General features: G+C 67.6%; 18 protein-coding genes. 11 read left to right on the plus strand and 7 right to left on the minus strand.

Going from position 1 to position 24,646, the window contains the following annotated elements:
• Positions 1-29: 29 nt before the first annotated feature.
• Both tssH and tssA read left to right on the plus strand, forming a co-directional pair.
• The gene (gene tssH / locus WT97_RS12290) at positions 30-2,699 is read left to right on the plus strand and encodes a type VI secretion system ATPase TssH (RefSeq protein WP_060353528.1); all 2,670 of its coding nucleotides are present in this window, start codon (positions 30-32) and stop codon (positions 2,697-2,699) included.
• 42 nt (positions 2,700-2,741) lie between these two features.
• The gene (tssA, locus tag WT97_RS12295) at positions 2,742-3,863 is read left to right on the plus strand and encodes a type VI secretion system protein TssA (RefSeq protein WP_060353529.1); all 1,122 of its coding nucleotides are present in this window, start codon (positions 2,742-2,744) and stop codon (positions 3,861-3,863) included.
• Between the two features lie 90 nt (positions 3,864-3,953).
• Here tssA and WT97_RS12300 read toward each other — a convergent pair whose 3' ends face one another.
• The 4 genes from WT97_RS12300 to WT97_RS12315 all read right to left on the minus strand — a co-directional run bounded on the left by WT97_RS12300 (position 3,954) and on the right by WT97_RS12315 (position 11,040).
• Positions 3,954-4,904: an OmpA family protein gene (locus tag WT97_RS12300; protein ID WP_059499704.1), complete on the minus strand. Its 951-nt coding sequence runs from the start codon at positions 4,902-4,904 to the stop codon at positions 3,954-3,956.
• Between the two features lie 4 nt (positions 4,905-4,908).
• A complete protein-coding gene (gene tagF / locus WT97_RS12305; RefSeq protein WP_060031440.1) occupies positions 4,909-5,898 on the minus strand; it encodes a type VI secretion system-associated protein TagF in 990 nt (329 codons plus the stop codon).
• The gene (tssM, locus tag WT97_RS12310) at positions 5,895-9,893 is read right to left on the minus strand and encodes a type VI secretion system membrane subunit TssM (protein ID WP_060353530.1); all 3,999 of its coding nucleotides are present in this window, start codon (positions 9,891-9,893) and stop codon (positions 5,895-5,897) included. Before tssM ends, tagF begins: the two co-directional genes overlap by 4 nt.
• Positions 9,894-10,194: 301 nt before the next feature.
• Positions 10,195-11,040 carry a M15 family metallopeptidase gene (locus WT97_RS12315; RefSeq protein WP_027783396.1) on the minus strand — a complete coding sequence of 282 codons (846 nt, stop codon included), beginning with the start codon at positions 11,038-11,040 and terminating at the stop codon, positions 10,195-10,197.
• 121 nt (positions 11,041-11,161) lie between these two features.
• Between WT97_RS12315 and WT97_RS12320 the strand changes: the two genes are divergently transcribed.
• Entirely contained in the window at positions 11,162-12,130 is a 969-nt protein-coding gene (locus tag WT97_RS12320) for a hypothetical protein (RefSeq protein ID WP_059795200.1), read from the plus strand.
• A 214-nt stretch (positions 12,131-12,344) separates the two neighbouring features.
• On the plus strand, positions 12,345-13,373 hold the full coding sequence (locus WT97_RS12325) for a transporter (RefSeq protein WP_060353544.1): 1,029 nt from the start codon (positions 12,345-12,347) through the stop codon (positions 13,371-13,373).
• 208 nt (positions 13,374-13,581) lie between these two features.
• Here the strand turns inward: WT97_RS12325 and WT97_RS12330 are convergent, their stop codons facing one another.
• Positions 13,582-15,750 carry a M1 family metallopeptidase gene (locus WT97_RS12330; RefSeq protein WP_059499701.1) on the minus strand — a complete coding sequence of 723 codons (2,169 nt, stop codon included), beginning with the start codon at positions 15,748-15,750 and terminating at the stop codon, positions 13,582-13,584.
• A gap of 644 nt (positions 15,751-16,394) precedes the next feature.
• Here WT97_RS12330 and WT97_RS12335 point away from each other — a divergent pair.
• The 4 genes from WT97_RS12335 to WT97_RS12350 all read left to right on the plus strand — a co-directional run bounded on the left by WT97_RS12335 (position 16,395) and on the right by WT97_RS12350 (position 19,625).
• A complete protein-coding gene (locus WT97_RS12335) occupies positions 16,395-16,889 on the plus strand; it encodes an LEA type 2 family protein (RefSeq protein ID WP_060353531.1) in 495 nt (164 codons plus the stop codon).
• A gap of 154 nt (positions 16,890-17,043) precedes the next feature.
• Positions 17,044-17,376 (plus strand): YegP family protein, encoded by a 333-nt coding sequence (locus WT97_RS12340; RefSeq protein WP_059499699.1) that lies wholly within the window; start codon positions 17,044-17,046, stop codon positions 17,374-17,376.
• A gap of 135 nt (positions 17,377-17,511) precedes the next feature.
• Entirely contained in the window at positions 17,512-18,645 is a 1,134-nt protein-coding gene (locus WT97_RS12345) for a class I SAM-dependent methyltransferase (RefSeq protein ID WP_059795205.1), read from the plus strand.
• A gap of 89 nt (positions 18,646-18,734) precedes the next feature.
• A complete protein-coding gene (locus WT97_RS12350) occupies positions 18,735-19,625 on the plus strand; it encodes an SAM-dependent methyltransferase (protein ID WP_059499697.1) in 891 nt (296 codons plus the stop codon).
• A gap of 51 nt (positions 19,626-19,676) precedes the next feature.
• Here WT97_RS12350 and WT97_RS12355 read toward each other — a convergent pair whose 3' ends face one another.
• Together WT97_RS12355 and WT97_RS12360 are read right to left on the minus strand one after the other, a co-directional pair.
• Positions 19,677-20,249 (minus strand): DUF1415 domain-containing protein, encoded by a 573-nt coding sequence (locus WT97_RS12355; protein WP_034209813.1) that lies wholly within the window; start codon positions 20,247-20,249, stop codon positions 19,677-19,679.
• 76 nt (positions 20,250-20,325) lie between these two features.
• Entirely contained in the window at positions 20,326-20,946 is a 621-nt protein-coding gene (locus WT97_RS12360; RefSeq protein WP_059499696.1) for a TetR/AcrR family transcriptional regulator, read from the minus strand.
• A gap of 217 nt (positions 20,947-21,163) precedes the next feature.
• Here WT97_RS12360 and WT97_RS12365 point away from each other — a divergent pair, with 217 nt between their 5' ends.
• The 3 genes from WT97_RS12365 to WT97_RS12375 all read left to right on the plus strand — a co-directional run bounded on the left by WT97_RS12365 (position 21,164) and on the right by WT97_RS12375 (position 24,644).
• On the plus strand, positions 21,164-22,447 hold the full coding sequence (locus tag WT97_RS12365; RefSeq protein WP_060353545.1) for an MFS transporter: 1,284 nt from the start codon (positions 21,164-21,166) through the stop codon (positions 22,445-22,447).
• Positions 22,448-22,603: 156 nt separating this feature from the next.
• Positions 22,604-23,209 carry a nitroreductase family protein gene (locus WT97_RS12370; protein WP_034209815.1) on the plus strand — a complete coding sequence of 202 codons (606 nt, stop codon included), beginning with the start codon at positions 22,604-22,606 and terminating at the stop codon, positions 23,207-23,209.
• 184 nt (positions 23,210-23,393) lie between these two features.
• Entirely contained in the window at positions 23,394-24,644 is a 1,251-nt protein-coding gene (locus tag WT97_RS12375) for an Hsp70 family protein (protein ID WP_059795212.1), read from the plus strand.
• Positions 24,645-24,646 lie beyond the last annotated feature (2 nt).

Here is a 24,646-nt window from a genome sequence, read left to right on the forward strand (position 1 = left end):
AACAAGCAATCGAACCTGAGATCGACGCCATGAGCACGCCTCTGAAGACCCTGATCACGAAACTGAACCCGCTGTGCCGCCACGCGACCGAGCGCGCGGCGAGCGCGTGCCTGGCGCGCGGCCACTACGAGGTCGATCTGGAGCACCTGTTCCTCGCGTTGCTCGACGAAGCAACGGGCGACCTGCCGCTCGCATTGCGCGCGAGCCGCGTCGACCCGCATGCGCTGCATGCCGATCTCGAACGCGAGCTGACGCGCCTGAAGACGGGCAACACGCGCACGCCGGTGTTCTCCGTGCATCTGATCGCGCTGTTCGAGCAGGCGTGGCTGATCGCGTCGCTCGATTCGCAGCTCGGTCGCATTCGCTCGGGGCACCTGCTGCTCGCGCTGCTGACCGCGCCCGATCTCGCGCAGTTCGCGCAACGGATGTCGTCGCGGTTCGCGGAAATGAACGTGACGGACCTGAAGCACAAGTTCGACGAAATCATGGCCGGTTCGAGCGAAGCCGAGCCGCGTCAGGCGGATGAAGACGGCAGCGACGTCGCGCCGGCCGCCGACGGCATGGCGCCCGCGGCCGGCCCGTCGAAGACGCCCGCGCTCGATACGTACACGACCAACCTCACGCAGCGCGCGCGCGACGGCAAGATCGACCCGGTGATCGGCCGCGAAGCGGAGATCCGCCAGGCGATCGACATCCTGATGCGCCGCCGCCAGAACAACCCGATCATGACCGGCGAGGCCGGCGTCGGCAAAACGGCGGTCGTCGAGGGGCTCGCGCTGCGGATCGCGGCCGACGACGTGCCGCCGCCGTTGCGCGGCGTCGCGCTGCACGTGCTCGACATGGGGCTGCTGCAGGCCGGCGCGAGCGTGAAGGGCGAGTTCGAGAACCGCCTGAAGAGCGTGATCGACGAAGTGAAGAAGAGCGCGCATCCGATCATCCTGTTCATCGACGAGGCGCACACGATCATCGGCGCGGGCGGCCAGGCCGGCCAGAACGACGCGGCGAACCTGCTGAAGCCGGCGCTCGCGCGCGGCGAGCTGCGCACGATCGCCGCGACGACGTGGAGCGAATACAAGAAGTACTTCGAGAAGGATGCGGCGCTCGCGCGGCGCTTCCAGGTCGTGAAGGTCGAGGAGCCGAGCGAGCCGCTGGCCGCGGCGATGCTGCGCGGGATGTCGGGCCTGATGGAGAAGCATTTCGACGTGCGGATTCTCGACGACGCGATCACCGAGGCCGTACGCCTGTCGCACCGCTACATCAGCGGCCGCCAGTTGCCGGACAAGGCGATCAGCGTGCTCGACACCGCGTGCGCGAAGGTCGCGCTCGCGCACAGCGCGACGCCGGCGGCGATCGACGATACCAGGAAGCGCATCGAGCGCATCGACGCGGAAATCGCGTCGCTGGAGCGCGAGGCGGCGGGCGGGGCGGTGCACGACGAGCGGCTCGGCGAGCTGCGCGGCGCGCGCGACACGGCGCTCGAACAACTGGCGAAGGACGAAGAACGCTACGAAGCCGAGCGCGCGATCGTCGCCGAGATCGCCGAACTGCGCGACGCGCTCGACCGCGCGCGCGGCCCGTCGGAAGACGGCCAGCCGGTCGACGTGCAGGCCACCCGCGACAAGCTCGCCGAACGCGTCGCGGCGTTGCATGCGCTGCAGGGCGGCGAGCCGATGGTGCCGCTGCAGGTCGACGGCCACGTGGTCGCCGAGATCGTCGCCGCGTGGACGGGCATTCCGCTCGGCCGGATGGTGAAGGACGAGATCGACACCGTGCTGAACCTGCAGCCGCTGCTCGCCGCGCGCGTGATCGGCCAGGATCATGCGCTGGAGGCGATCGCGCAGCGCGTGCGCACCGCGACCGCGAACCTCGAGGATCCGAACAAGCCGCGCGGCGTGTTCATGTTCGTCGGGCCGTCGGGTGTCGGCAAGACCGAGACGGCGCTGGCGCTGGCCGACATCCTGTATGGCGGCGAGCGCAAGATGGTCACGATCAACATGAGCGAGTACCAGGAAGCGCACAGCGTGTCCGGCCTGAAGGGTTCGCCGCCGGGCTACGTCGGTTACGGCGAAGGCGGCGTGCTGACCGAGGCCGTGCGCCGCAATCCGTATTCCGTCGTGCTGCTCGACGAGGTCGAGAAGGCGCACCCGGATGTGCTCGAAATGTTCTTCCAGGTGTTCGACAAGGGCACGATGGACGATGCCGAAGGCCGCGAGATCGACTTCCGCAACACGCTGATCATCCTGACGTCGAACGTCGGCTCGGCCGCGGTGATGCAGGCCTGCCTGAACAAGCCGGCCGACGAATTGCCCGATCCGGACGCGCTCGCCGAGACGTTGCGTCCGCAACTGTACAAGACCTTCAAGCCGGCGTTCCTCGGCCGGATGAAGGTCGTGCCGTACTATCCGATTTCCGACGACGTGCTGGCCGAGATCATCGAGCTGAAGCTCGAGCGCATCCGCCGCCGGATCGAGACGAACCACAAGGCCGCGTTCGAATGGGACGAGTCGCTCGTCGAGGCGGTGCTCGCGCGCTGCACCGAGGTCGACTCGGGTGCCCGCAACGTCGACCACATCCTGAACGGCACGCTGCTGCCGGAGATCGCGGGCCACGTGCTCGGCCGGATCGCCGACGGCGCGGCCATCGCGCGCATCGCGGTGCGCGCGGACGAGGCCGGCGAATTCGCGTACACCGTCGAATGAGCGCGGCCGCGCCCAGTCAAGCATTGATGAACTGACCGAACCATGCCGATCAATCTCCCCGAGCTGCTGACGCCGATCAGCGAGGCGTCGCCCAGCGGCGACGACTTGCTGTTTTCGAACGAATTCGACGCGATCCAGGACGCGCGGCGCTATGACGACCCGACGCTCGACCAGGGCGAATGGGTGACCGAGATCAAGGAGGCCGACTGGGGCTTCGTCGTCGATCATGCGGGCGAGCTGCTGCGCACGCGCACGAAGGACCTGCGGCTCGCCGTATGGCTGACCGAGGCGCTCGCGCTCGAGGACGGCATCACGGGTCTCACCGAAGGCTATGCGCTGCTCGAAGGCCTGTGCCGCGAGTTCTGGGACACCTTCCACCCGCTGCCCGAGGACGACGACATCGAGCACCGGCTCGGCAACGTCGCGTGGCTGTCCGGCCGCACGGCCGAGTTGCTGCGCGCGGTGCCGCTGACGGACGGCGCATCGAATGCGTTCAGTACGCTCGACTGGGAAGTCGCGCAGCACGTCGCGCAGTCGATCAAGCGCGACCCGGACCACGCGGACGACATCGCGCGCGGCAAGCCGTCGATCGAGCAGATCGATGCGTCGCGGCGCGTGACGTCGATCGCGTTCTACACGGCGCTGCTGGCGAACCTGAAGGCGTTCGAATTCGCGCTCGATGCGTTCGAGGAGCGGCTGGTCGAGCGCGCGGGCGATTCGGCGCCGAGCTTCCGGCAGGCGCGCGACGCGTTCGAGACCGTGTACCGGCTCGCCGAGCGCTTTGCGCGCGAACAGGGCTATACGGGCAGCGCACCGCACGCGCAGGTAGCGCCGCAGGCCGAGCCCGAGCGCATCGAGCCGGTGTTCGGCCAGCCGATCCAGACCGAGGAGACTCACGTGCCGCAGCAGACCGCTTCGCGTCCTCCGGTGACGCAGATGATCGCCGGCATCCAGAACCGCGCGCAGGCCGTCGACCAGCTGCGTGCGGTGGCGCGCTATTTCCGCCAGACCGAGCCGCACAGCCCCGTCGCGTATCTCGCCGACAAGGCGGCCGAATGGGCCGACATGCCGCTGCACAAGTGGCTCGAGAGCGTCGTGAAGGACGACGGCTCGCTGTCGCACATTCGCGAGCTGCTGGGCGTGCGGCCCGACGAGCAGTCGTAAACGCAAGACGGGCGGCGCATTGCTGCCGCCGCCCGTCGTGTGCCGCGCCGTGCCGCTTCGCCATCGCGCGAGCGGCCGGCCGATTTCCCGTTACTGCCCGACGCGGAATTCGATCCGCCGGTTCCGCGCCCTTCCGTCCGCCGTATCGTTCGGCGCGATCGGCTGATCCGGCCCGACGCCCGTCGTCGTCATCTGCTGCGGCGGAATGCTCTTCGTGATCAGGTAGCCCTTCACCGCATCCGCGCGCGCCTGGCTCAGCGCGATGTTCGACGTCCGGTTCCCCGAGTTGTCGGTGTGGCCGATGATGTCGACCGTGCGGTTCGGCATCTTCGCGAGCGCGGCCGCCATCTGGTCGAGGATCAGCTTGCCCTGCGGCGTCAGCGTCGCGCTGCCGGTCTCGAACTCGATCGTCCGGTTCGCGAGCGTCTGGTCGAGCACGCCCTGTTCGGACGCGGACACGCGCAGCCCGTTCTTGATCGTATACGTCGGGTTCAGCGTGTTCGCCATGTCGCTCGCGAGCTGCTGGCGCTGCGCCTCGTTGTGCACCTCGCCCTTCATCTCGATCTGCGTACCGTTGATCTTCAACTGGCCCTTGCTGATCTGCTTGAGCTGCGCACCGAGCAGCTTCTGCACGTTCGCGCTCCAGTTCGGCGGCGTCGCGACGTCGCCCACCTCGATCTGGTCGACGACGTTCGTCGCGCCGTAGGTATCGCGCAGCTTCTGCAGCACGGCCGCCTTGGTCGCTTCGTCGGGCACCTTGCCGCCGACGACCACCTGGCCGGGCGTCGCGTTCGCGGGCGGCGGCGCGATCGTGCCGGCGGTGCCGTGCACCACCGTGCCGGACGCGCCGCCGGCGTTCGGGTTGGCCTGCGGCAGCGCGGTCGTCGCGACCGTGCCGTTGCCGACCGGCGTGACGGTCGCGCCCGTGTTCTGCGCGAAGGCCGCGCCGCTCGCGACGAGGCCGGCCGCGAACAGCGCGGCGAGGGCGGGCGAGACGGCGGCCGACAGGCGCGCGCGCCGGACCTGAATCGTGCGATGCATGCCGTCAGCCTCCGATGAACGCTTCGCGGAACGCGTCGATGGCGACGCGCAGCGAGAGTTGCGGTTGGTCGAGGTAGCTGACGAGCTTGCTGATCTGCTGATCGTTTTGCGCATGGGCGTCGATCCACTCGGGATCGTCGATGTCGATGTTGTGGGCGGCGTAGGTCTGCGGGTCGACGACGCTCAGCAGCGTTTTCGCCGACGCACCGTTGAAGCCGATGATGAGCCGTTCGCGCTCGGCGATCGTGCCGATGAAGATCGCGAGCTCGAAGTCGGCCTGCGCGACGAACGGCGCGATCAGCTCGAGCCAGAACGCGGCGACGAGGCTGCGGTAGAACGGATCGACCGGCAGCGGCAGCGTGAGGCCGCGCTCGATGTGCGACGAGCCGCTCTGCATCACCGGCCGCAGCAGCGAGCCGAGCGCGAGCATCGCGCCGCGCAGCCGCACCGGATGACCGCTTTCGAGCAGCATCTGCTGCAGGCCGTACAGCGACTGGTGTTCGACGAAATCGTTGAAGGTGCCGTCGTGCGACGTGCCCGGGCCGCCGATGTCGATCGGCACCTGGGTGTCGCCGAGCGCCTGCAGCGCGCCGGGCGGCTCGTCCTTGCCGAGCAGCGGCGGGATCTGCGTGGCGACGCGTGACCACAGCCGCGCGAACGCGAGCGGGCTGCGCGCGAGGAATGCGAGCGGCCGGTCGACCTCCAGCGCGGTGGCGCCGAGGAACGGGAAGCGGCGCATCGACACGTCGTGGCTCGCGACCATGTGGCCCGCGATCGCGAGCTTGCTGCGCGAGCCGAGGAACGCGAAATGCATCGGCTTCGCATCCTCGTAGACGATCTTCCAGCGCGGATCTTCCGCGAGCAGCTCCAGCGCCTGCGCGATCCAGCGATCGAGCGTCTGCAGCAACTGCGGATTGTGCGCGCTCTTCACGAAGTCGCCGCGCGACGGAATCTTGCCGAAGTAGGCGATTTGCGCCTGTACCGTTTGCGTCATTGCGCCCTCTGTGCATTCGTTGCGTTGGCGGCCGCGACGGCCGGCGCTGCGCCTGGCGTGCCGGACGTGCCGGTAGCGGACGTGCCGGTGGCGGACGTGCCGGTGGCGGACGTGCCGGTGGCGGTCTGCGTCGCGTTCTGCGCGGCGCCGGCGCTCGCGTCGGCGACCGACGACGGCAGCTGCAGGCCGCGCAGGCTCTGTTGCTGCGGCTGGTCGCCGCCGCCGGCCGACGGTTGCGACGTGCTGATGATGCGCATCGTCACCGACACGTTCACGCTGCCCTGTGCCCACGTCAGGTCGAAGGTGCCGTCCGGACGGCGCTTGCGCTGCGCCGAATTGATCAGCTTCTCGAGGCCGTAGCGGCCCGGCTCGTTGACGAGCTGCACCGTGCGGCCGTCGAAGGTCGTCGCGGACAGCGTCGCGCCCGGCGAGCCCTGCGGGTTCGGCCACACGAAGTTGGTCCACTGCGGCGGCGTGTTGCGGTAGCGCAGCTGCTGGCCGTCGATCGCGATCGTGTATTCCGTCGTGCCCGTGCTCGGTTGCGGCAGGATCTGGAACACGGTCTGCGGCTCGGCCGACGCGGCCGCGCTGCCGGCGGCGCCGCCGGCGAGCGGCGCGACCCAGCGCGCGAAGCCGTTCGTGAACTCCGGCGTGAGCCCGATGCCCATGTCGCCCCACGTGCGGGCGGCGAGCGTGTCGCCGCGGCGCACCGCGAGCGGCCCGAGCGTCGTGCCGACGAACTTCGCGATCGAGCCGTCCGGACCGAACACCTGCGCGATCTCGCCGGCGCCGGCCTCGACCTTCGCGTTCGCCGCGAACGGGTATTTCGTCGCGAGCGAGCTCTGGAACGGCTGGTAGACCTGCGCGTTCCACACCTTGTTGACTTCGGCGCTGGCCGGCTGGATCACGACCGCGAACGCCTGCATCAGCGGCCGCACCAGCAGCGGGCGCAGCGACTTGCGTTGCGAATCGGTCAGGCCCGTCAGCATCTGCTCGTCGACGAGCTTCAGCGAATCGGCGAGTTCCGAACCGCTGCCGTCGAGGGTCTGCTGCATCAGCTGGCGCGCGCCCGGGCCCGGGTCGCCCTGGTTCTTGATCACGTTGAAGCGCGTGCGGACCTTCGACAGCGACTCCATGTAGCCCTTCAGCATCGACGTGCCGTCATGCGTCGCGACGATCCGCGCGAGCCCGACGAACTCCTGGCCGATCGGGCCCATCGGCACCTCGGCCGGATTGCCGTTGATGTCGATGTTGGCCGCCGCCACCTGGCCGGCCTGCGAGCGCGAGAACAGTTGCTTGACCCAGTTCACGACGCCCGTCTGCGCCTTCTTGATCGTCACGTTCGCGAGCGACGGGTTGTCCCACGACGTCTGGTCGTACGCGGTCTCGAGGATCTTGCGGATCGGCGAATCCTGCGGGTCGCCGAGGCGGTTCATCCCGTCGACGGCTTGGCCGAAGCTGGTGAAGCCCTGTACCGCGATCCCCTGCATGAACTTCTGCCAGTGCTGCGCGTACTCGGTCTTGTACATGCCGACGAGCGTCTTCTGGATCTGCTCGGGGCTGCCCTCGAGCGTCAGGTCGTCCTGCGTCGACGTGTTGAGCACCCAGTCCTTCGCCTGCAATTCCTTCGTCGCCGCATCGCGGATCGCCGGCTGCACGTAGTCGAACCACGCCTCGCGCGTGAACGTGCCCGGAATCGCGTAGCTGCCGGCAACCAGCGACTGGTTGCCGTCGCCGACGATGCGCGCGATGGTCATCGGCGCGAAGCGGGTCGATGCGCGGGCCTTGATTTCCTCGTAGCCGCGCTGGCGGGCCGGCATGCCGCGCACCACGCGGCGCAGGTTCTCGCGGGTCTGGTCGACGAGCGCGAGGTTCGCGTCGATCATCGGCCAGTCGTTGTCGTTTACGCGCGACAGGTAGAACGAGATCATGCGCTCGGCGCTCCTGATCATCTCGTCGCGCGGCATGTTGCCGCGATTCGTCTCGAGCCAGCCGCGCCAGAAGCGGGCGAGCTGGTCGGTCAGGTGCGCCTGCTCGACGTGACGCTTGTCGGACAGCATCAGGTACGTCTTCAGCGCGTTGTACGCGTCCTGCACGTTGGTCGGCGACGCGTCGCTGTAGAGGCCGCCCTGCGGCGCGGCCGCCTGTTGCGGGGCGGCGGCCGGCGTGGCGCCCGACGCGGCCGGCACGGCGCCGGCCTGCGGCGCGGCGCCTGCCGCGTTCGTCGAGACCGGCAGCGTGCCGCCCTGCACGGCACCCGATTCGGGCGGGCGCGTCATCGGCACGAGCTGTTCGGGGTGCGCGTTCACGTCCTTCATGAACGACGCGAGATTCTGCGACACCGGCGCCAGCAGGATCTGGCGCACGCCGTTGTAGTACTCGGTCAGCAGGTGTTGTTCGAGACGGTCGCCCTGGTACAGGCCGAGCGATACCGAAAGCGGCTTGTCGCGGCGGAACTGTTCGAGCTGCTCGATCCGGTCCTCGAGGATGTCCATCGCCTGCAGGCGCGACTGCAGGTCGTTGCGGCCCTGCTGCAGGCGCGTGACGTTGTCGAGGTCGGCCTGCACGTTCGCGACGAGCTGCTGGTTGCCGATCGTCGACCAGGTCCAGCCGCCGAGCGCGAGCGCGAGCGCCGCGACGAAGCCGAAGAAGGTCGCGTAGCGCAGCCGCGTCTTGGTCGGGCTCGCGAACTGGCGCACCGTCTGACGGTCCGCGAAGATCACCTTCGAGAACAGGTCGCGCAGGAAGAAGCCGTTCTTCGAGAACGCGCTGTGCGGTTTCGGCAGCGCGCTTCCGTCGAGGCCGAAGCGGTGCGCGATGCGCTGCGCGGCCGCACTGTTGGTTTCGCCTTCCTGCAGCGCGCTGGTGAAGTAGAAGCCGCGGAAGATCGGCTTGTACTGGAAGGGGTTGTTCTCGAACAGCGTCGCGAGGAACGCGCGCAGCGACGGCTTGATCGTCGAGAATTCGAGCGGGAAGCTCAACTGGCCCGGCGACAGCTGGTTGCCGCGCGACAGCGACAGCTGCGCGACGCTGATCTCCTTCAGCCCTTCGTAGAGCTCCTCGAAGTGCGTGTCGAACTGCGCGACGACGTCACGCTTGTCGTCGGGCTCGTAGGGCAGGGTGGCGCCCCACACGCGGTCGTACTCGTGCTTGTCGCTGCTGCTGAAGAATTCGGTGAAGCCGGTGATCAGGTCGGCCTTCGTGAACATCACGTAGACCGGCGCGAACACTTCCAGCTTTTCCGTCAGCTCCTGAACGCGCTGGCGGAGGTTTTTCGCGAGGTTGATCGCGAATTCGGGGCGGTTGCCGGTGAGTTCGGCGATGCTGGCCGTGACGATGATGCCGTTGATCGGCGCCTTCGGACGGTAGCGCTTGAGCAGCCCGAGGAAGCCGAGCCATTCGCTGCGGTCTTCCTCGTGCACCGAATAGCGGCCGGCCGTGTCGAGCAGGATCCCTTCGGTCGTGAAGAACCAGTCGCAGTTGCGCGTGCCGCCGATGCCGTGGATCACGGCGTTGTTCTTGTCCGCGAACGGGAACTGCAGGCCGGAATTGAGCACGGCGCTGCTCTTGCCCGCGGCCGGGTTGCCGATCACGATGTACCACGGCAGTTCGTACAGCGCGGAGCCGCCCGACACCTGGCCGATCTTCGACGTCTTGATCGTCTTCACCGCATCCGACAGGCGCGTGCGCAGCACGTCGAGGTCGGCCGTCTTCGCGTCCGGTGCGAGCGCGGCAGCGGCCGGTGCGGCGATCTTGCCGGTTTCCGCCTGCTCTTCCAGCACCTGGCCGAGCTGCTGGTTCGCGCGCTTCACGCGCCAGCGGCGCCACAGCGCGACGACGAGCCACAGCGCGAGGACCGCCGCGAACGCGAGCGCCGCCCACAGGAGCGGCAACTGCAGCATGTCGGCGACGATGAACAGGATGGCCGCTAGCGCGACGATCCCGACGATCGAGAGCGTACGCGGATGAGTCAGCACGTTGAGGATGCGTTGCATAGGACGTTCAGGTTCCGGTGCGATTCGGTGAGGCGACGCAGGCGCGCCGAGCGGCAAGGGTGGCGCCGCGATGTGTCGCCATGCTGTCAAACGGGATGAAGGAGGCTGGCATCAACGCGCTCGCGGCATCGGAGAAGGCGCGCGCATTAACGAAAGGACGCTGTGAGATTTAAAACGGAAGCGGCGGCCGGAAAAAATCGCGCACCGGAATGCCCGATCGTTTGCGCCGCTCAAATCGTTTCCTGCCGGGTGATTAAAAAGCCCCATGCCGCCCTCATTATTTCTTGTCCGGCAGCCCTGGCTAGCTGCCGCGTCCCAGTTTAAAACCGGGTTTATGGTATTCCACGTGCCCGAGATCCATCATTTTCCATCGGCCGCCCCAGGTCAGGCCGACTTGTTCGGCGACCTGGCCGTACAACTGATAGCCGCGCATCGCCCACGGATCTTTCTCGGAAATGACCAGCTTGCCGTCGCGCAGGAATGCATTATCGGCCGCCAGCCCGAATTGGTGATAACTCTGGAAGGCTGCCGCGTTGGTCACGTTGCTGCCCATCTGCGCCAGCCGGTTCTGCCGTTCCGGGCTCCGGTAACCTTCCAGCAACGCCATTTCATAACCGTGCTGTTCGTGCATGATCTTGTAGACCAGCAGCAAACGCGTACGGAAATCCGGGTCCAGCAGGTTCCAGTCGCGGCTCGCATCCTTCAGCGCCGGGCGGACCTGTTCGACCTCCTTGGTGGCGAAGACTTCCGGCGGCAGCGGCGGGGGCGGCACGAGTTGTTCGCCCTGCAGCAGCGCGGCGATTTTCTCGTCGGGCACGCGCGCCGTGTCGTCGTACTGGAATAATTGCCGGCCGCGTAACGCAATGGCGACCAATGGCGGCGTCGCAAGAATACCTGCCGATACCATAATCATCAAGCGCCGCCGAACCAGTAAATTTTGCACATCGCTTAATGCGCCGCGCGTCGCGCTTGCCGATTTAACAATCTGACTCCGCGTGCGTGCGGCGCGATCGTTCGCACGACGCGTAAGGCGGCCGTGAAACTGGGCGACGGATTCGAAAACGGTCGCGCGGATACCCGGTAAAAGCAACAGTGCCGCGACGGCGACGGCAAGGGCGAAATAGGCGACGAGTGCGACGGCAATCAACGAAATCCCCGGAAATTGGAATTGATTGTGTTTTGCAATGCTTGCTCTTAGAATCAGGCTGCTTCGAGAAGCCGGGCTATATTATCGCGGTGAATTAAACCAGGATTCAATGAGACGCTGAATGAGTGCGCCGGAAAATTCAAATTCGAAAACTCCGCCCAGCCTGCTGTCCGATACCAAACCGGCAGGCGAGGGAGGACCTCGGCAGTCGCGCATTCTCGCGGATCTGGAAGGGCGTGTCACGCCGCCCGCCGAGCCGCCGCGCCGTTCGCTGAAGGCGCCGATCGCCGCCGTGGTGGCGTTGGTCGTGGCCGTCGGCGGCTGGGGCGCGTGGCGCATGCAGCAGTCGTCGGGCGAGCGGCCCGCGGTCGTCGCGGCCGCGCCGGCACCCGCGGCGGCTGCGCCGGACAAGGCCGCACCGGCCAGCGGCGCCGCCGCGCAGGTCGCGCAGAACGGCGCATCCGCCGCGTCGGCCGTGCAACCGGCCACGATCGTCAACGACGATTCGGCGTCCCAGGCCGTTGCATCTGCTTCGACTGCGTCCGCGGACAACGGCCGTCTGTCGCGCGCGCTTGCCAACGGCGCCGACGACGCATCGGGCGCGGCCACGGCCGGCGCGGCCGCAACGGCGGCCGCCGCGGCGGCGACGGCCAGGACCGCGAAGGCCGACGCGTCGAAGGGCACGAAGGTCGCCGCGCACGGCAAGACCGACACGAAAGCCGAAGCGAAGGCCGAAGCCCGCAAGCATCGCAAGGAACAGCAGGCCGAGCTCGCGCAGGCGAAGAAGCGCCGCGACGCGACGCCGACCCGAACCGCGAAGGCGGCCGGGAAGGACGATCCGGATGCCGATCTGCTCGCGGCGCTCGTCGCGCGCACGAAGCCGGCCGACAAGAAACTCGCCGCGCAGAAGGCGCAGGCGGTGCCGACCAAGGCGGCAGCGGCGACCGGCGGCTCGCTGGCGTCGCGCGTGAAGGAGTGCTCGGAGCGCGGTTTCTTCGAGGATCAGCTGTGCCGCTGGCGCGTATGCGACGGCCACTGGGGCAAGGACCCGGCGTGCCCGAGCGCCGCGCAGTCGGAGACGCGGCAGTAACGCGTGCCGCGCACGCCGCGAGGTCTTTCCTGTCAGCGCCGCCCAATGGGCGGCGCGTTGTTTTTTTGGGGCACGGAGCGACCGCCGGTATGATGCCGCGTGACGGTGTCACGAACGCGTCACGCCCGTCGGGCATACGTTTTCTTTCTTTTCCCGGCGCGGGCCCGCGACCCGCGATGTGCGGCGCGGCGCGCGCCGCACGACCTTCGACACGATGGACCTGATCGTACAGACTTACGGCGCCGACACGTCCGGCATGGTGTGCGGATTCCGCTTCGTTCCGGGCGGCGCCGGCACGATGCTCGATGCCGACGCGGCCGCCGCGTGGTTGCGCACGTGCCGCGAGCACGGCGCGGCCGCATCGGGCGATTTCGTCTGGCTGCATTTCAATCTCGCGCATGGCGCGAGCGAGCGCTGGATGCGTACGCATCTCGGGTTGCCCGACAGCTTCTTCGAATTCCTGCACGAAGGCTCGCGCTCGACGCGCATCGAGCAGGAGGACGGCGCGTTGCGCGCGATCGTCAACGACGTGATGTTCAATCTCGAGCTCACGCCGTCGGAGATCGCGACGCTGTTCGTCCACGTCGAACGGCGCATCATGGTGACCGCGCGGCTCAAGCCGCTGCGCTCGGTCGACACGCTGCGCGCGAGCGTGCGCGACGGCGAGCGGTTCCGGTCGCCCGCGGAACTGCTCGTGCACCTGCTGCGCGACCAGGCCGACCTGCTGATCCAGATCATGCGGCGCACGAGCATCGATGTCGACCGCATCGAGGATCGTTTCCTGTCGCAGCGGCTCACGTCGAACCGCATCGAGCTCGGTGCGATGCGCCGCACGCTGACGCGCCTGCAGCGCATGCTCGCGCCGGAGCCGGGGTCGATCTTCCGGCTGCTCGCGAAGCCGCCTGCGTGGCTGCACACGGAGGACGTGCAGGAGCTGCGCGAGTCGACCGAGGAATTCTCGCTGGTGCTCGCCGACCTGGCGGGACTCAACGAGCGCATCAAGCTGCTGCAGGAAGAGATCGGTTCGCGCCTCGACGAACAGAACAACCGGACGCTGTTCACGTTGACGCTCGTCACCGTGATCGCGCTGCCGATCAACATCGTCGCCGGCTTCTTCGGGATGAACGTCGGCGGCGTGCCGTTCGCGGAGAACAAGCACGGCTTCTGGCTGATGGTGCTGCTCGTCGCGGGCTTCACCGCGCTGGCCGCGTGGTGGGCGTTCCGGCGCCGCGACGATCGCTAGCGCGGCATCGCGCGCTGCATCGCCGCAGCCGCGCGTTTCGCCCCGTGGTTCCCGCAGCCTGCGTGGGAAACGCCGCGTGGGCGAGACGGCGGGCCGAGGCGCCGCCGCATGAAAAAAGGGCCTCGCATGCGAGGCCCGTCAACAGGTCGGAGAAACCGGTACGCCGGCCGGCACCGCGGGTGGCGCGGCGCGGGCCGGAGCCGCACCGTTACTGCGTCACTACCTTGCGCGGCTTGAAGATGCCCTGGTATTGCCGTGCCGGGCGCTCCTTCGTCACCGGTTCGATGCCGCCGAAGGTCGGCGTCTGGCGCAGCTTCATCGCGGCCGGCGAAGCGACCGAGCCGATCGACGTCGAGCGCGAGGCCGGCGCGAGGTTGTTCGCGACGAGCAGGGCCGCTTCGCTCTTCAGGTTCGCCAGCAGCACCGGATCGGTCGAGCTGTTGACCTGCGTGAGCAGCCCGCTCCAGGCCGCGTCGCTGTAGTTCACGACGTAGTAGTCGAGCCCGCTCGGGTCGGCGACCACGCCCGTGCAGCCGTCGATCCGCGTCTGTGCCTGCGTATCCTTCAGCGCGAGCGTCGTGCGTTTCGCGAGCCCCTGGCCGTACGCGAGCGTGATCGGCACCGTCCACTGCAGGCCCGGATACGCGTTCTTGTTCGGGAACGGCTGCTGTTTCAGCGTGACGACCGTCTGGTTCTTCGTCAGGTCGCACTGCGTGTCGAGCGAGATCAGCGGCACGCCGGTCTGACGCACGTAGCTGTCGCCGATCGGGCCGACCGCCTGGCCGCTTTCCTTCGACAGCGCATCCCACAGACGCTTCGGCGTCCCGTTGCCGAACGAGTAGTCGACCAGGTACTGCTGCAGCCCCTTGCGCAAGGTCTGCTCGCCGAGATAGTTCTCGAGCGTCTTCAGCACGTGGCCGCCCTTGTCGTACGTGAACGCGCTGGCGCTCAGCACGAAGTCGTTCGACGCCCAGTCGTTGAAGTTCGGCGCGACCGGGAACGCGTTCGGGCCGATGTCACGATTGATCACGCGATACTTGTTCTTCACCTGGTCGAGCCAGCTGAACTCGTTGGGGAAGAACTGGATCGTGGTCTTCGTCTCGAAGAACGTCGCGAACGATTCGTTGAGCCACACGTTGTCCCACCAGTCGGTCGTCACGAGATCGCCGAACCACTGGTGCGCCACTTCGTGCGTCAGCACTTCGTTGCCGTAGTGCGACATCGGCTGGCCCGGCTGCGGCAGGATGTCGTCGGCGAACTCGAGGATCGAGCCCCAGTTCTCCATCCCGCCGAAGTTCAGGTCCTTCTGCTCCTTGAATGCGTCGTTCGCGGCCACCGTGTCGAACTTCGTGAGCGGCAGCGGGATGCCCGTGTAGCGGTAGTAGAAGTCGAGCGCCTGCTTGGTGCGGTCCATCGCCGGCTTCGCCCACTCGCTCATGCCCGGCGGCGTGAACACGCGCAGGTGCAGGCCGCCCTTGCCGCCCGGCAGCGGGCTCGTGAAATCGTCCTCGTAGGTGTCGAACATGCCGCCGCCGAAGAACAGCAGGTACGACGGCATCGGCGGGGTCTTCTCGAACTGCACGAGCTTGTAGCCGCCGCCGACGTTGGTCGACGGCTTCTCGGCCGCGTTCGACACGACGCGCCAGCTTTGCGGCACTTCGGCCGTCACTTCATAGGTCGGGCGGAACGCCGGCTCGTCCCAGCCGGGGAACCATTGGCGCGACAGGTTGGTTTCGCCCTGCGTGAGGATCGCGCCGCTCGTCTTGCCGTCGGTGCCCTTCAGGTCGACGCGGAACACGCCTTCCGCGGCCGAGCAGCCCGGATACGGATCGTCGCCGCAGCTGCCGCCCGTGTGGTTGACCGGATCGTCGTACGACTTGAAGTTGATGATGCCCGACCACTCCATGTGCAGCGAATAGTTGCCCGGCGAGATCGTGCCGGCGACGGGGCGCAACTGATAGAAGTCGCCCTTGTCCTGCGGCGTCGCGATCAGCTGGATGTTGCCCGGCTGCAGCGTGATGCGGCCGTTGGTGAACTTGATCCGGTGGCCGGCGACCACGATGTTGTTGACCGGTTTCAGCACCTTGATCTCGACGTCGGCGCGGCCGTCGAACGCGTTCAGCGCGTCGTTCGGGCGGAACCACAGCCGGTAGTTCACGGGCACTACGGTGTCCGGCAGTTCGACGGGAGAGACGCTCTTGTCGACATTGGATGCGCTCGGCGGCGCGGTGACGGCGGGCGACGAGCTCGTGTGCGGCGCGCCGGCGGAGCTGAGCGCGGAAGCGGAGCCTGCACCGCCGTCGTCGCCGCCGCACCCGGCGAGCGCGAGTGCGGCGACGAGCGGCAGATAACGCATCTTGCGAATATGGATCGACATGACTGAATCCTCGATTGTTGAAAGAATCGTTCAGTGCTGCGAAAACGCCGGCAAAAGCAATCCCCTCGCCGTTTAATCAACAGCGAAAAAATGCCAATGACGGATTATTCGAAAAAGACGGCGGCCGACTACGTGAAGGTAATCATGGTTTACTGCCCCCTCTGAATTTCCGGATATCGGTTAACTGGCCGGTTCAAAATGGCCGGGCGCGTGTTGTACTGAATTGATTTCGCGCGCACGACACGGGGCCGCACGCCCGGCGCGGGCGCGCAATCCCTTTGAACCGACGACCTACGGGGCTGGCCGGGCCAGTCCGCAGGACGGAGGGACAGCGTGTAGCCGTCCCGTAAATGCGCCGTCATGCGGCTTCAAGGTTTGTCGGCTTGCTCCAAGGATGCGTAAATATACTTGATGGTTTTGGGTAAAGGAAACGAAAAAATTAGAAAGCGCATCTATTGAATTCCTGGCGCTTCATTGAATGCTGAAAGGCATTAATGCGCTCTCCGTTCGACTGGAAATTTCGTAGTTTTAATCTATTAACGATCTTGCGGCGTCACGGAAACTACGAAATCCGGTGAAGGGCGGCACGATCGGTACAATGCAGCGACGACCCCGTTCATCGATTGCCGCGAGGAGGCTGTCCCATGCCGCGAGCCCTGTTCCGTGTCGCGCCGTTGCGCGCCGTGCTGTTGCTGTTCGCCGCCGTGTTCCTGCTGGGTGGTTGCGCGGCGCTCACGCGCGAGCCGGTGCGCGTGTCGGTCGCCGGGCTCGACCCCTTGGTCGGGCAGGGCCTCGAGATGCGCTTCAGCCTGAAGTTGCGCGTGCAGAATCCGAACGATGCGCCCATCGACTACGACGGCATCTCGGTCGCGCTCGACCTGAACGGCACGCCGTTCGCAAGCGGCGTCAGCGACCGGGCGGGCACCGTGCCGCGGTTCGGCGAAGCCGTGCTCGACGTGCCGGTTTCGGTGTCGGCTTTCGCGGCCGCGCGGCAGGCGTGGAACCTGCCCGGCGCGGCCGCGAACGGCGAGCTACCGTATGCGCTGCGCGGCCGGCTCGCGGGCAGCGTGCTGGGCACCGTGCACTTCAGCGACGTGGGCACGCTGCGTCTGCCGGCCATGCCGGGGTGGGGCGGCTAGGTCGTCCGGTTGATGTGCAACGTCGGTCAAATGTGTCTGAAAATTCACCATTTAACAATATTTAACGCTTATCTCCGTGGAATATCGATTTTCGTCGGCGTGGGCTCTACACTTGACGATGTCCGAGGGTCGGACATTCTTTTAGGGGAAATCCATGGCGGCAAAATTCGAGCTCAAGAAAGCCACGAACGGTCAGTACTACTTCCATCTGAAGTCGGCGAACGGCGAGATCATCCTCGCGAGCGAGCGGTACGAGGAGAAAAGCGGCGCGAAGAACGGGATCGCGTCCGTACGGGAAAACGCGCCGCTCGACGCGCGCTACGAACGGAAGCTCGCCCACAACGGTGAGCCCATGTTCAATCTGAAGGCGGCCAATCACCAGGTCATCGGCACGAGCGAGACGTACAGCAGCGAGCAGGCACGCGAGAACGGCATCGCGGCCGTCAAGCGCGACGCGCCCGTTGCGGAAACCTTCGATCTCGCCTGATTGACGGTTGCGCCGCGACGAACGCTTTCGGGCGGCCGTCGCGGCGCCTGTTTTGCCGGGTCGGGCAAAGCGCGGTATGGTGTGGTCCGCGCGGTGAATTCTCGCCGCCGTTGAAGCCAACCGTACCGAGTTCGCGTGACCGATTCCCCCGTTTTCCACTGGACCGACGCCGACGGCGTCGATCATGCCGTGCGCTGGCGCTCCGAAGCCGGCGTGCAACCGCCGAAGCGCGCGGTGTCTGCCGACGACCGCCTCACCGCCGACGCGGCCTACCGCCTCGCCTGCGAGGGCACCGCGCTCGTCTGGCAGGGCGACTTCCAGAATGCGCGCCAGCTCGTGCAGGCGATGGCGCGCCGTGTCGAACGCAAGCCGAAGAAGGCGAAAGCCGCGGCCGGCGTCGATGCGTTCAACCTGCATCGTCTCGCGCAATCGCAGCGCGCCCGCACGCTCGGCATGCTGCTGATCCCGCTCGACGCCGATTACACGATCCCGCTGCGCCGCGCGCCCGACGTGCGGGCGGCCTGCGAGGAGGCGTACGGCCCCGGCGGCGCGCCGTCGGTCGTGTCGCTGCGCGAACTGCTCGGCCTCGTCGGCGCGCACGAATGGCGCAAGAAGGGCGTGCCGATCCCGGCGCTCGGCGGCGCGCCGATCCATCCGCACTACGGCGTGTTCTCGCCGGTGCGCGGCGAATACGTGGCGCTCGTCGCGCGCGCGCCGCTACCGGCGACGTCGCTCGCGTTCGATATCGGCACGGGCACCGGCGTGCTGGCGGCGGTGCTCGCCGCGCGCGGCGTCGAGCGCATCGTCGCGACCGACCAGGATCCGCGCGCGCTGGCTTGTGCGCGTGAGAACGTCGCGCGGCTCGGGCACGCGGCCCGGGTCGATATCGTCGAAGCCGACCTGTTTCCGCCCGGCCGCGCGCCGCTCGTGGTGTGCAACCCGCCGTGGGTGCCGGCCCGGCCGAGCGCGCCGATCGAATACGCGGTCTACGACCCGGACAGCCGCATGCTGCGCGGTTTCCTCGCAGGGCTGGCCGCGCATCTGGAGCCGGGCGGCGAGGGCTGGCTGATCTTGTCCGATTTCGCCGAGCATCTCGGCCTGCGGCCGCGCGACACCTTGCTGCAGTGGATCGACGAAGCCGGCCTCGTCGTGCTCGGCCGTGACGACATTCGCCCCGCGCATCCGAAGTCGATGGACGCCGACGATCCGCTGCATGCGGCGCGTCGGGCCGAGGTCACGTCGTTGTGGCGGCTCGGCGTCCGGGCCTGAGCGCGTATTTTCGGTAAACTACCGCCATTCCTCACGAATTCCCGCCGCCGGGCCGTGGTCGACAGACCGTGGCCCGGCGCCGCTTCACGATGTCGAACAAGACCCACGAAATCCGTCCGGAGCAGTCCGTCGAGCTGCTGAAGGAGCTGCACATCCTCACCCGCGACGGGAAGCTGAACCAGGACAGCCGCCGCAAGCTGAAGCAGGTCTACCATCTGTTTCAGTTCATCGAGCCGCTGCTCGCCGGCGTGCAGGCCGACAAAGGCAACGTGACGCTCGTCGATCACGGCGCCGGCAAGTCGTATCTCGGCTTCATCCTGTACGACCTGTTCTTCAAGCAGCAGCCGGGGCACGGCACGCCGGCGTTTGCGTCGCACGTGTACGGCATCGAGACGCGCGAGGAACTCGTCGCGCGCTCGACCGAGCTCGCCGCGCGGCTCGGGTTCGGCGGCATGTCGTTCCTGAACCTGTCGGTCGCCGATTCGATCACGTCGCCGCGACTGCCCGAAACGGTCGATGTCGTCACCGCGCTGCACGCATGCGACACGGCGACCGACGACGCGATCCGCTTCGCGCTCGCGAAGCGCGCGCAGCACATCGTGCTGGTGCCGTGCTGCCAAGCGGAAGTCGCGGGCGTGCTGCGCAAGAACAAGGGCAAGTCGCTCGCGAATGCGCTGACCGAGGTATGGCGGCATCCGCTGCATACGCGCGAATTCGGCAGCCAGATCACCAACGTGCTGCGCTGCCTGCAGCTCGAAGCGCACGGCTATCAGGTCAGCGTGACCGAGCTGGTCGGCTGGGAGCATTCGATGAAGAACGAGCTGATCATCGCGCAGTACAAGAACCTGCCGCGCCGCAAGCCCGGCGAGCGGCTGACCGAGATCCTCGCGATGTTCGGGCTCGCCGAACTCAACCAGCGCTTCTTCGTCGCGCAAGCCGCCGCGGCGGGCGGCGGCGCCGTCGAGCCGGCCGAAGGCTGACGTGCGGCCGCGCGGGCATCGCGCCCGCGCCGCTCCACGTTGCACGCCGCGTCACACGTCGTCGCCCGGCCGGCGCATCCATTCGCGCCAGCCTTCGTGGCCGAGGCGGCGTAGCGTTTCCTGATTCTTTTCGTAGATCGCGGACGCGTCCGGGAACGCGTCGACCGCGCGCGCGATGCTGTCCTCGCGCAGCAGGTGCAGGATCGGATAGGGCGCGCGGTTCGTGTAGTTCTCGATGTCGTCGGGTTCGGCGCCTTCGAACTGGTATTGCGGATGGAAGCTCGCGATCTGCAGCACGCCGTCGAGCCGCAATTGCCGCACGAGCCGCTCGGCGAAGAACAGCGCATCGTTGTAGTCGACGAAATCGGCGAACGCGTGCGGGTAGATCACGAGCGTCGTATCGACCTGCCGCGGGTCCGCCGCTTCCAGCGCGCGCAGCTCGGTTTCGAGTTCGGCGAGCGCGTCTTCCAGCGTCGTCGCTTCGCTGATCGCGTAGCGCACCTGTTCCTTCACGTAGACGCTTTTCGCGAACGGGCACAGGTTGAGCCCGATCACCGCGCGCGCGAGCCAGTGCCGCGTGGCGGCGAGGATGTCGTCGTGCGAATCGGGGCGGGTGTCGGTCATCGTGATGCCAGTCGGGCGAAAGGGCGAAGAGAGCGGCATTGTAGCGGGCGCGCCGAGGACGAGCGCGCGCCGGCCGTCACGCGCAGGCGGCTTCGATCAACTGCGTGACGAGCGCGGGCGCAATGCCGATCGGCGTTTCGCCGTGCCGGTAGGTCTGGCTCGCCGCGTAGATGCCTTCGACCACCAGCGCGAGCGCATCGGCCAGCGCCTTCGGCTGTCGCGCGCCGGCGCCTTCGCAAAGCGCGACGAGCCGTTGCATCAGTTGCGCCTTGTTCTGCGCGACGCGTTCGCGCGCCGGGTGCGACGCATCCGGGAATTCGGCGGCGACGTTGACGAACGGGCAGCCGCGATAGTCCTTTTGCGTCGCCCGCTCGGCGAGATCGACGAAGTACTGGATCAACTGCGCCTTCGGCTGCCCCGGATGCTTCGCGGCGCTCGTGTCGAGCCGTTCGAAGAAGCACGCGTCCATCCGCTCCAGATACGCGAGAATCAGCTCGTCCTTCGACGAAAACTGGCGGTACAGGCTCATCTTGTTGACTCCCGCGCGCTCCACCACCGCCTCGACGCCGACCGTTCGCACGCCTTCCTTGTAAAACAGTTCCTCGGCGGCTCGCAGCAGGTGCTCCTGCGCGGTCGCGCCGTCGATCGGCCGGCGCGTGCGCCGCGCCAGCGGCTTGGCGACCTCGATGTCCGACATGATGACCCTCGACTTCGTGATGAATTGCTTGACATGTTACCGACTGGTAACTACGATCGCAACACACTTGTGACCGACCGGTAACAATGCCGGCCGGATCGACGGGAAAAATGCCAAGCATCGGCCCGGGTCAGCCGATGCAGTGTGCGGCGGAGGTGGCCTGGTTGGGGCGGAGCCGGTGCGACGACACCGGAGCCGCCAACTGGAGAACATGAAGATGAACTGGGCAGTGACACGAATCGGCGGGCGCTTCCATTACGGATGGCTCGCGGCGGCGGTGGTATTCCTGATCCTGCTGGCGGCGGCCGGCACGCGCGCGACGCCGAGCGTGCTGATGGTGCCGCTCGAGCGCGAGCTCGGCTGGAGCCGCGCGGCGATTTCGCTGGCGATTTCGGTGAACATCGCGCTGTACGGCCTGACGGGCCCGTTCGCGGCCGCCGCGATGCAGCGCTTCGGGTTGCGCCCGACGATCCTCACCGCGCTCGTGACGATGAGTGCGGGCGTCGCGCTGTCGTCGATGATGACGCAGAGCTGGCAGATGGTGCTGATCTGGGGGCTGATGGTCGGCTGCTCGACGGGCGTCGTCGCGCTGACGCTGTCCGCGACCTTCGTCACGCGCTGGTTCCATGCGCGGCGCGGCCTCGTGATGGGGATCCTGACCGCGAGCACGGCCACCGGCCAGCTCGTGTTCCTGCCGATGCTCGCGGCGGTCGCGCAGCGCCACGGCTGGCGGCCGGTCGTGCTGGTCGTCGCGGTGGCGGCCGCGGTCGTGATTCCGCTCGTCGCGTTCCTGCTGCCCGAGCGGCCGGCCGACGTGCAGTTGCGCCCGTACGGCGAGCCGGCCGATGCGCCGCCCGCGCCCGACGCGACGAAGGAGAACCCGCTCGCAGTCGCGTTCCGCACGCTGCTGACGGCGAGCCGCTCGCGCGACTTCTGGCTGCTGTTCTTCAGCTTCTTCATCTGCGGCGCGAGCACCAACGGCTATGTCGGCACGCACCTGATCGCGATGTGCAGCGACTACGGGATGACCGAAGTGCAGGGCGCGTCGCTGCTCGCGGCGATGGGCGTGTTCGATCTGTTCGGCACGACGCTGTCGGGGTGGCTGTCCGACCGTTACGACAACCGCGTGCTGCTCTTCTGGTACTACGGGCTGCGCGGGCTGTCGCTGATCTACCTGCCGCATGCGTTCGGGATCGATTTCTTCGGGCTGCCGCTGTTCGCGATGTTCTACGGGCTCGACTGGATCGCGACCGTGCCGCCCACCGTGCGGCTCGCGACCGACGTGTTCGGCAAGGCCGCGGCGCCGGTCGTGTTCGGCTGGATCGTCGCCGGCCACCAGCTCGGCGCGGCGTTCGCGGCGCTCGGCGCGGGGCTGCTGCGCGCGAGCCTCGGCACTTATACGATCGCGTCGATGATCTCGGGCGGGTTGTGCATCGTCGGCGCGCTGATCGTGCTGCGGATCAACCGCGGCCCGTCGCGCGCGGCCGCGCAGGCAGCCTGATCGCGGCGGCCCGGCCAGCCGCACCCGCTGCGGCCGGCCATTGCACGTACGGAGATTTGCATAGCGCGGCAGCATCGGGCGCGCTGTCGCTCAAGCAGGTATGCTTGCGGTTCGCCGGGCGTTCGCGCCCCTTCATCGATGTCAGCGAGGAACCGCATGTCCGTCAAACCTGCTCCCACCACTGTTTCGATTCACGATCTGATCGCGGGCCGCTGGAGCCCGCGCGCGTATTCGGATGAACCCGTCAGCGCCGGCGATCTCCACGCGGTGCTCGAAGCGGCGCGCTGGGCGCCGTCCGCGTACAACGCGCAACCGTGGCGTTTCATCGTATTCGATCGCACCCAGGACGAAGACGCGTTCAAGCGCGCGTTTGCGACGCTGGTGCCGTTCAACCAGGGCTGGAATGCGCCGGCGCCGGTGCTGATCGCGGTCACCGCGCACACGTTGACGCCGAAGGGCGAGCCGGCGCCGACCGCGCTGTACGACGCCGGCGCCGCCGCGATGTCGCTGGTGCTGCAGGCGCACGCGCTCGGCCTCGCCGCGCACCAGATGAGCGGGTTCGACGCGAAGGCGTTCCGCGACGCGTTCGCGATTCCGGCGGACGTCGCGATCGTGTCGATCATCTCGCTCGGCCACTACGGCAACGTCGACAAGCTCGATCCCGTGCTGCGCGATCGCGAGAAGGCGCCGCGCACGCGCCATGCGATCGGCGAAGTCGTCTACGCGGGCGCGTGGAAGAAGAGCTTCGACACGGCAGCCTGACCCCGCAGGCGGGCGGGCTGCGTCGCGCATCCTGCCCGCGCATGTTCCCGGCGCGCCACGCCGCGCGCCGCGGCCGGCGCCCGTTGCGCGACACCGGTGGCCGACCCCGGTTGTGATCCTGCGGGCTTCATGTTAAAAAGCCCGTCCTTTCCGTTTTCGCGCCGGCCTGCTGCGGCAATTTCCCATGACTTACTGCGCGATCGATTTCGGCACGTCCAATTCCGCCGTGGCGCTGCCCGACGGCGATGGCATGCGCCTCGCGCCCGTCGAAGGCGACCACCTGACGCTGCCCACCGCGATCTTCTTCAACAACGACGAAGAGACGGTCGAGTACGGCCGGGCGGCGCTGGCCTCCTATATCGACGGTTTCGACGGCCGGCTGATGCGCTCGATGAAGAGCATCCTCGGCTCGCCGCTCGCAGAAACGACGACCGATCTCGGCGACGGCAGTGCGATCGCGTACACCGAAATCATCGCGCGCTTCCTGATGCACCTGAAGCGCAAGGCGGAAGCGCGCGCGGGCGCGCCGATCGGCCGTGCGGTGCTCGGCCGGCCGGTGTTCTTCGTCGACGACGATCCGCGCGCCGACCGCCTCGCCCAGGCTCAGCTCGAGGCGGCCGCGCAATCGGTCGGCTTCACGGACGTGCACTTCCAGTACGAACCGATCGCCGCCGCATTCGACTACGAATCGCGCCAGCCGACGGAGCGTCTGGTGCTCGTCGCCGACATCGGCGGCGGCACGTCCGACTTCTCGCTGGTGCGCGTCGGCCCGCAGCGGATGGCGCGGCTCGAGCGCAAGGACGACGTGCTCGCGCACCACGGCGTGCACGTCGCCGGCACCGACTACGACCGGCGTGTCGAGCTGGCGGCGATCCTGCCTGCATTCGGCTACCGTTCGCTCGACCCGGAAGGGCGCGAACTGCCGAACAAGATCTACTTCGATCTCGCGACCTGGCACCTGATCAACACCGTCTACACGCCGAAGCGGATCGGCGAGCTGAAGCTGATGAAGCACCTGTACCAGGATGTGCGGCAGTACGACCGGCTCACGAGCGTGGTCGAGCAGCGGCTCGGGCATGCGCTGATGGCGCGCGCGGAAGAAGCGAAGATCGGCGTCGCGGCGGGCGGGGAAACGATGATCGACCTGAACGACGTGGAAGAAGATCTGCTGATCGCGTTCGACGCGGATCGCCTCGTCGACGCGAGCCGGGACGATACCGCGCGCATCGTCGACGCCGCGCGCGAGACGGTGCGGCTTGCGGGCGTTGCGCCGCGCGATGTCGGTGCGCTGTATTTCACCGGCGGTTCGACGGGGCTCGCGTTCCTGTCGGGCGCGCTCGCCGGCGCGTTCCCGGATGCGCAGCCGGTGTTCGGCGATCGCCTCGCGAGTGTCGCGACGGGTCTCGGTATTCACGCGCAGCGACTGTTCGGCTGAAT

The organism is Burkholderia sp. MSMB1459WGS (assembly GCF_001534535.1).
Classification (GTDB): domain Bacteria; phylum Pseudomonadota; class Gammaproteobacteria; order Burkholderiales; family Burkholderiaceae; genus Burkholderia.

Excerpts from the sequence above, each read along its gene's own strand:
- tssH (WP_060353528.1), top strand. The coding sequence starts at position 30 with ATGAGCACGCCTCTGAAGACCCTGATCACGAAACTGAACCCGCTGTGC.
- tssA (WP_060353529.1), top strand. The coding sequence starts at position 2,742 with ATGCCGATCAATCTCCCCGAGCTGCTGACGCCGATCAGCGAGGCGTCG.
- WT97_RS12300 (WP_059499704.1), bottom strand. The coding sequence starts at position 4,904 with ATGCATCGCACGATTCAGGTCCGGCGCGCGCGCCTGTCGGCCGCCGTC.
- tagF (WP_060031440.1), bottom strand. The coding sequence starts at position 5,898 with ATGACGCAAACGGTACAGGCGCAAATCGCCTACTTCGGCAAGATTCCG.
- tssM (WP_060353530.1), bottom strand. The coding sequence starts at position 9,893 with ATGCAACGCATCCTCAACGTGCTGACTCATCCGCGTACGCTCTCGATC.
- WT97_RS12320 (WP_059795200.1), top strand. The coding sequence starts at position 11,162 with ATGAGTGCGCCGGAAAATTCAAATTCGAAAACTCCGCCCAGCCTGCTG.
- WT97_RS12325 (WP_060353544.1), top strand. The coding sequence starts at position 12,345 with ATGGACCTGATCGTACAGACTTACGGCGCCGACACGTCCGGCATGGTG.
- WT97_RS12330 (WP_059499701.1), bottom strand. The coding sequence starts at position 15,750 with ATGTCGATCCATATTCGCAAGATGCGTTATCTGCCGCTCGTCGCCGCA.
- WT97_RS12335 (WP_060353531.1), top strand. The coding sequence starts at position 16,395 with ATGCCGCGAGCCCTGTTCCGTGTCGCGCCGTTGCGCGCCGTGCTGTTG.
- WT97_RS12340 (WP_059499699.1), top strand. The coding sequence starts at position 17,044 with ATGGCGGCAAAATTCGAGCTCAAGAAAGCCACGAACGGTCAGTACTAC.
- WT97_RS12350 (WP_059499697.1), top strand. The coding sequence starts at position 18,735 with ATGTCGAACAAGACCCACGAAATCCGTCCGGAGCAGTCCGTCGAGCTG.
- WT97_RS12355 (WP_034209813.1), bottom strand. The coding sequence starts at position 20,249 with ATGACCGACACCCGCCCCGATTCGCACGACGACATCCTCGCCGCCACG.
- WT97_RS12360 (WP_059499696.1), bottom strand. The coding sequence starts at position 20,946 with ATGTCGGACATCGAGGTCGCCAAGCCGCTGGCGCGGCGCACGCGCCGG.
- WT97_RS12365 (WP_060353545.1), top strand. The coding sequence starts at position 21,164 with ATGAACTGGGCAGTGACACGAATCGGCGGGCGCTTCCATTACGGATGG.
- WT97_RS12370 (WP_034209815.1), top strand. The coding sequence starts at position 22,604 with ATGTCCGTCAAACCTGCTCCCACCACTGTTTCGATTCACGATCTGATC.
- WT97_RS12375 (WP_059795212.1), top strand. The coding sequence starts at position 23,394 with ATGACTTACTGCGCGATCGATTTCGGCACGTCCAATTCCGCCGTGGCG.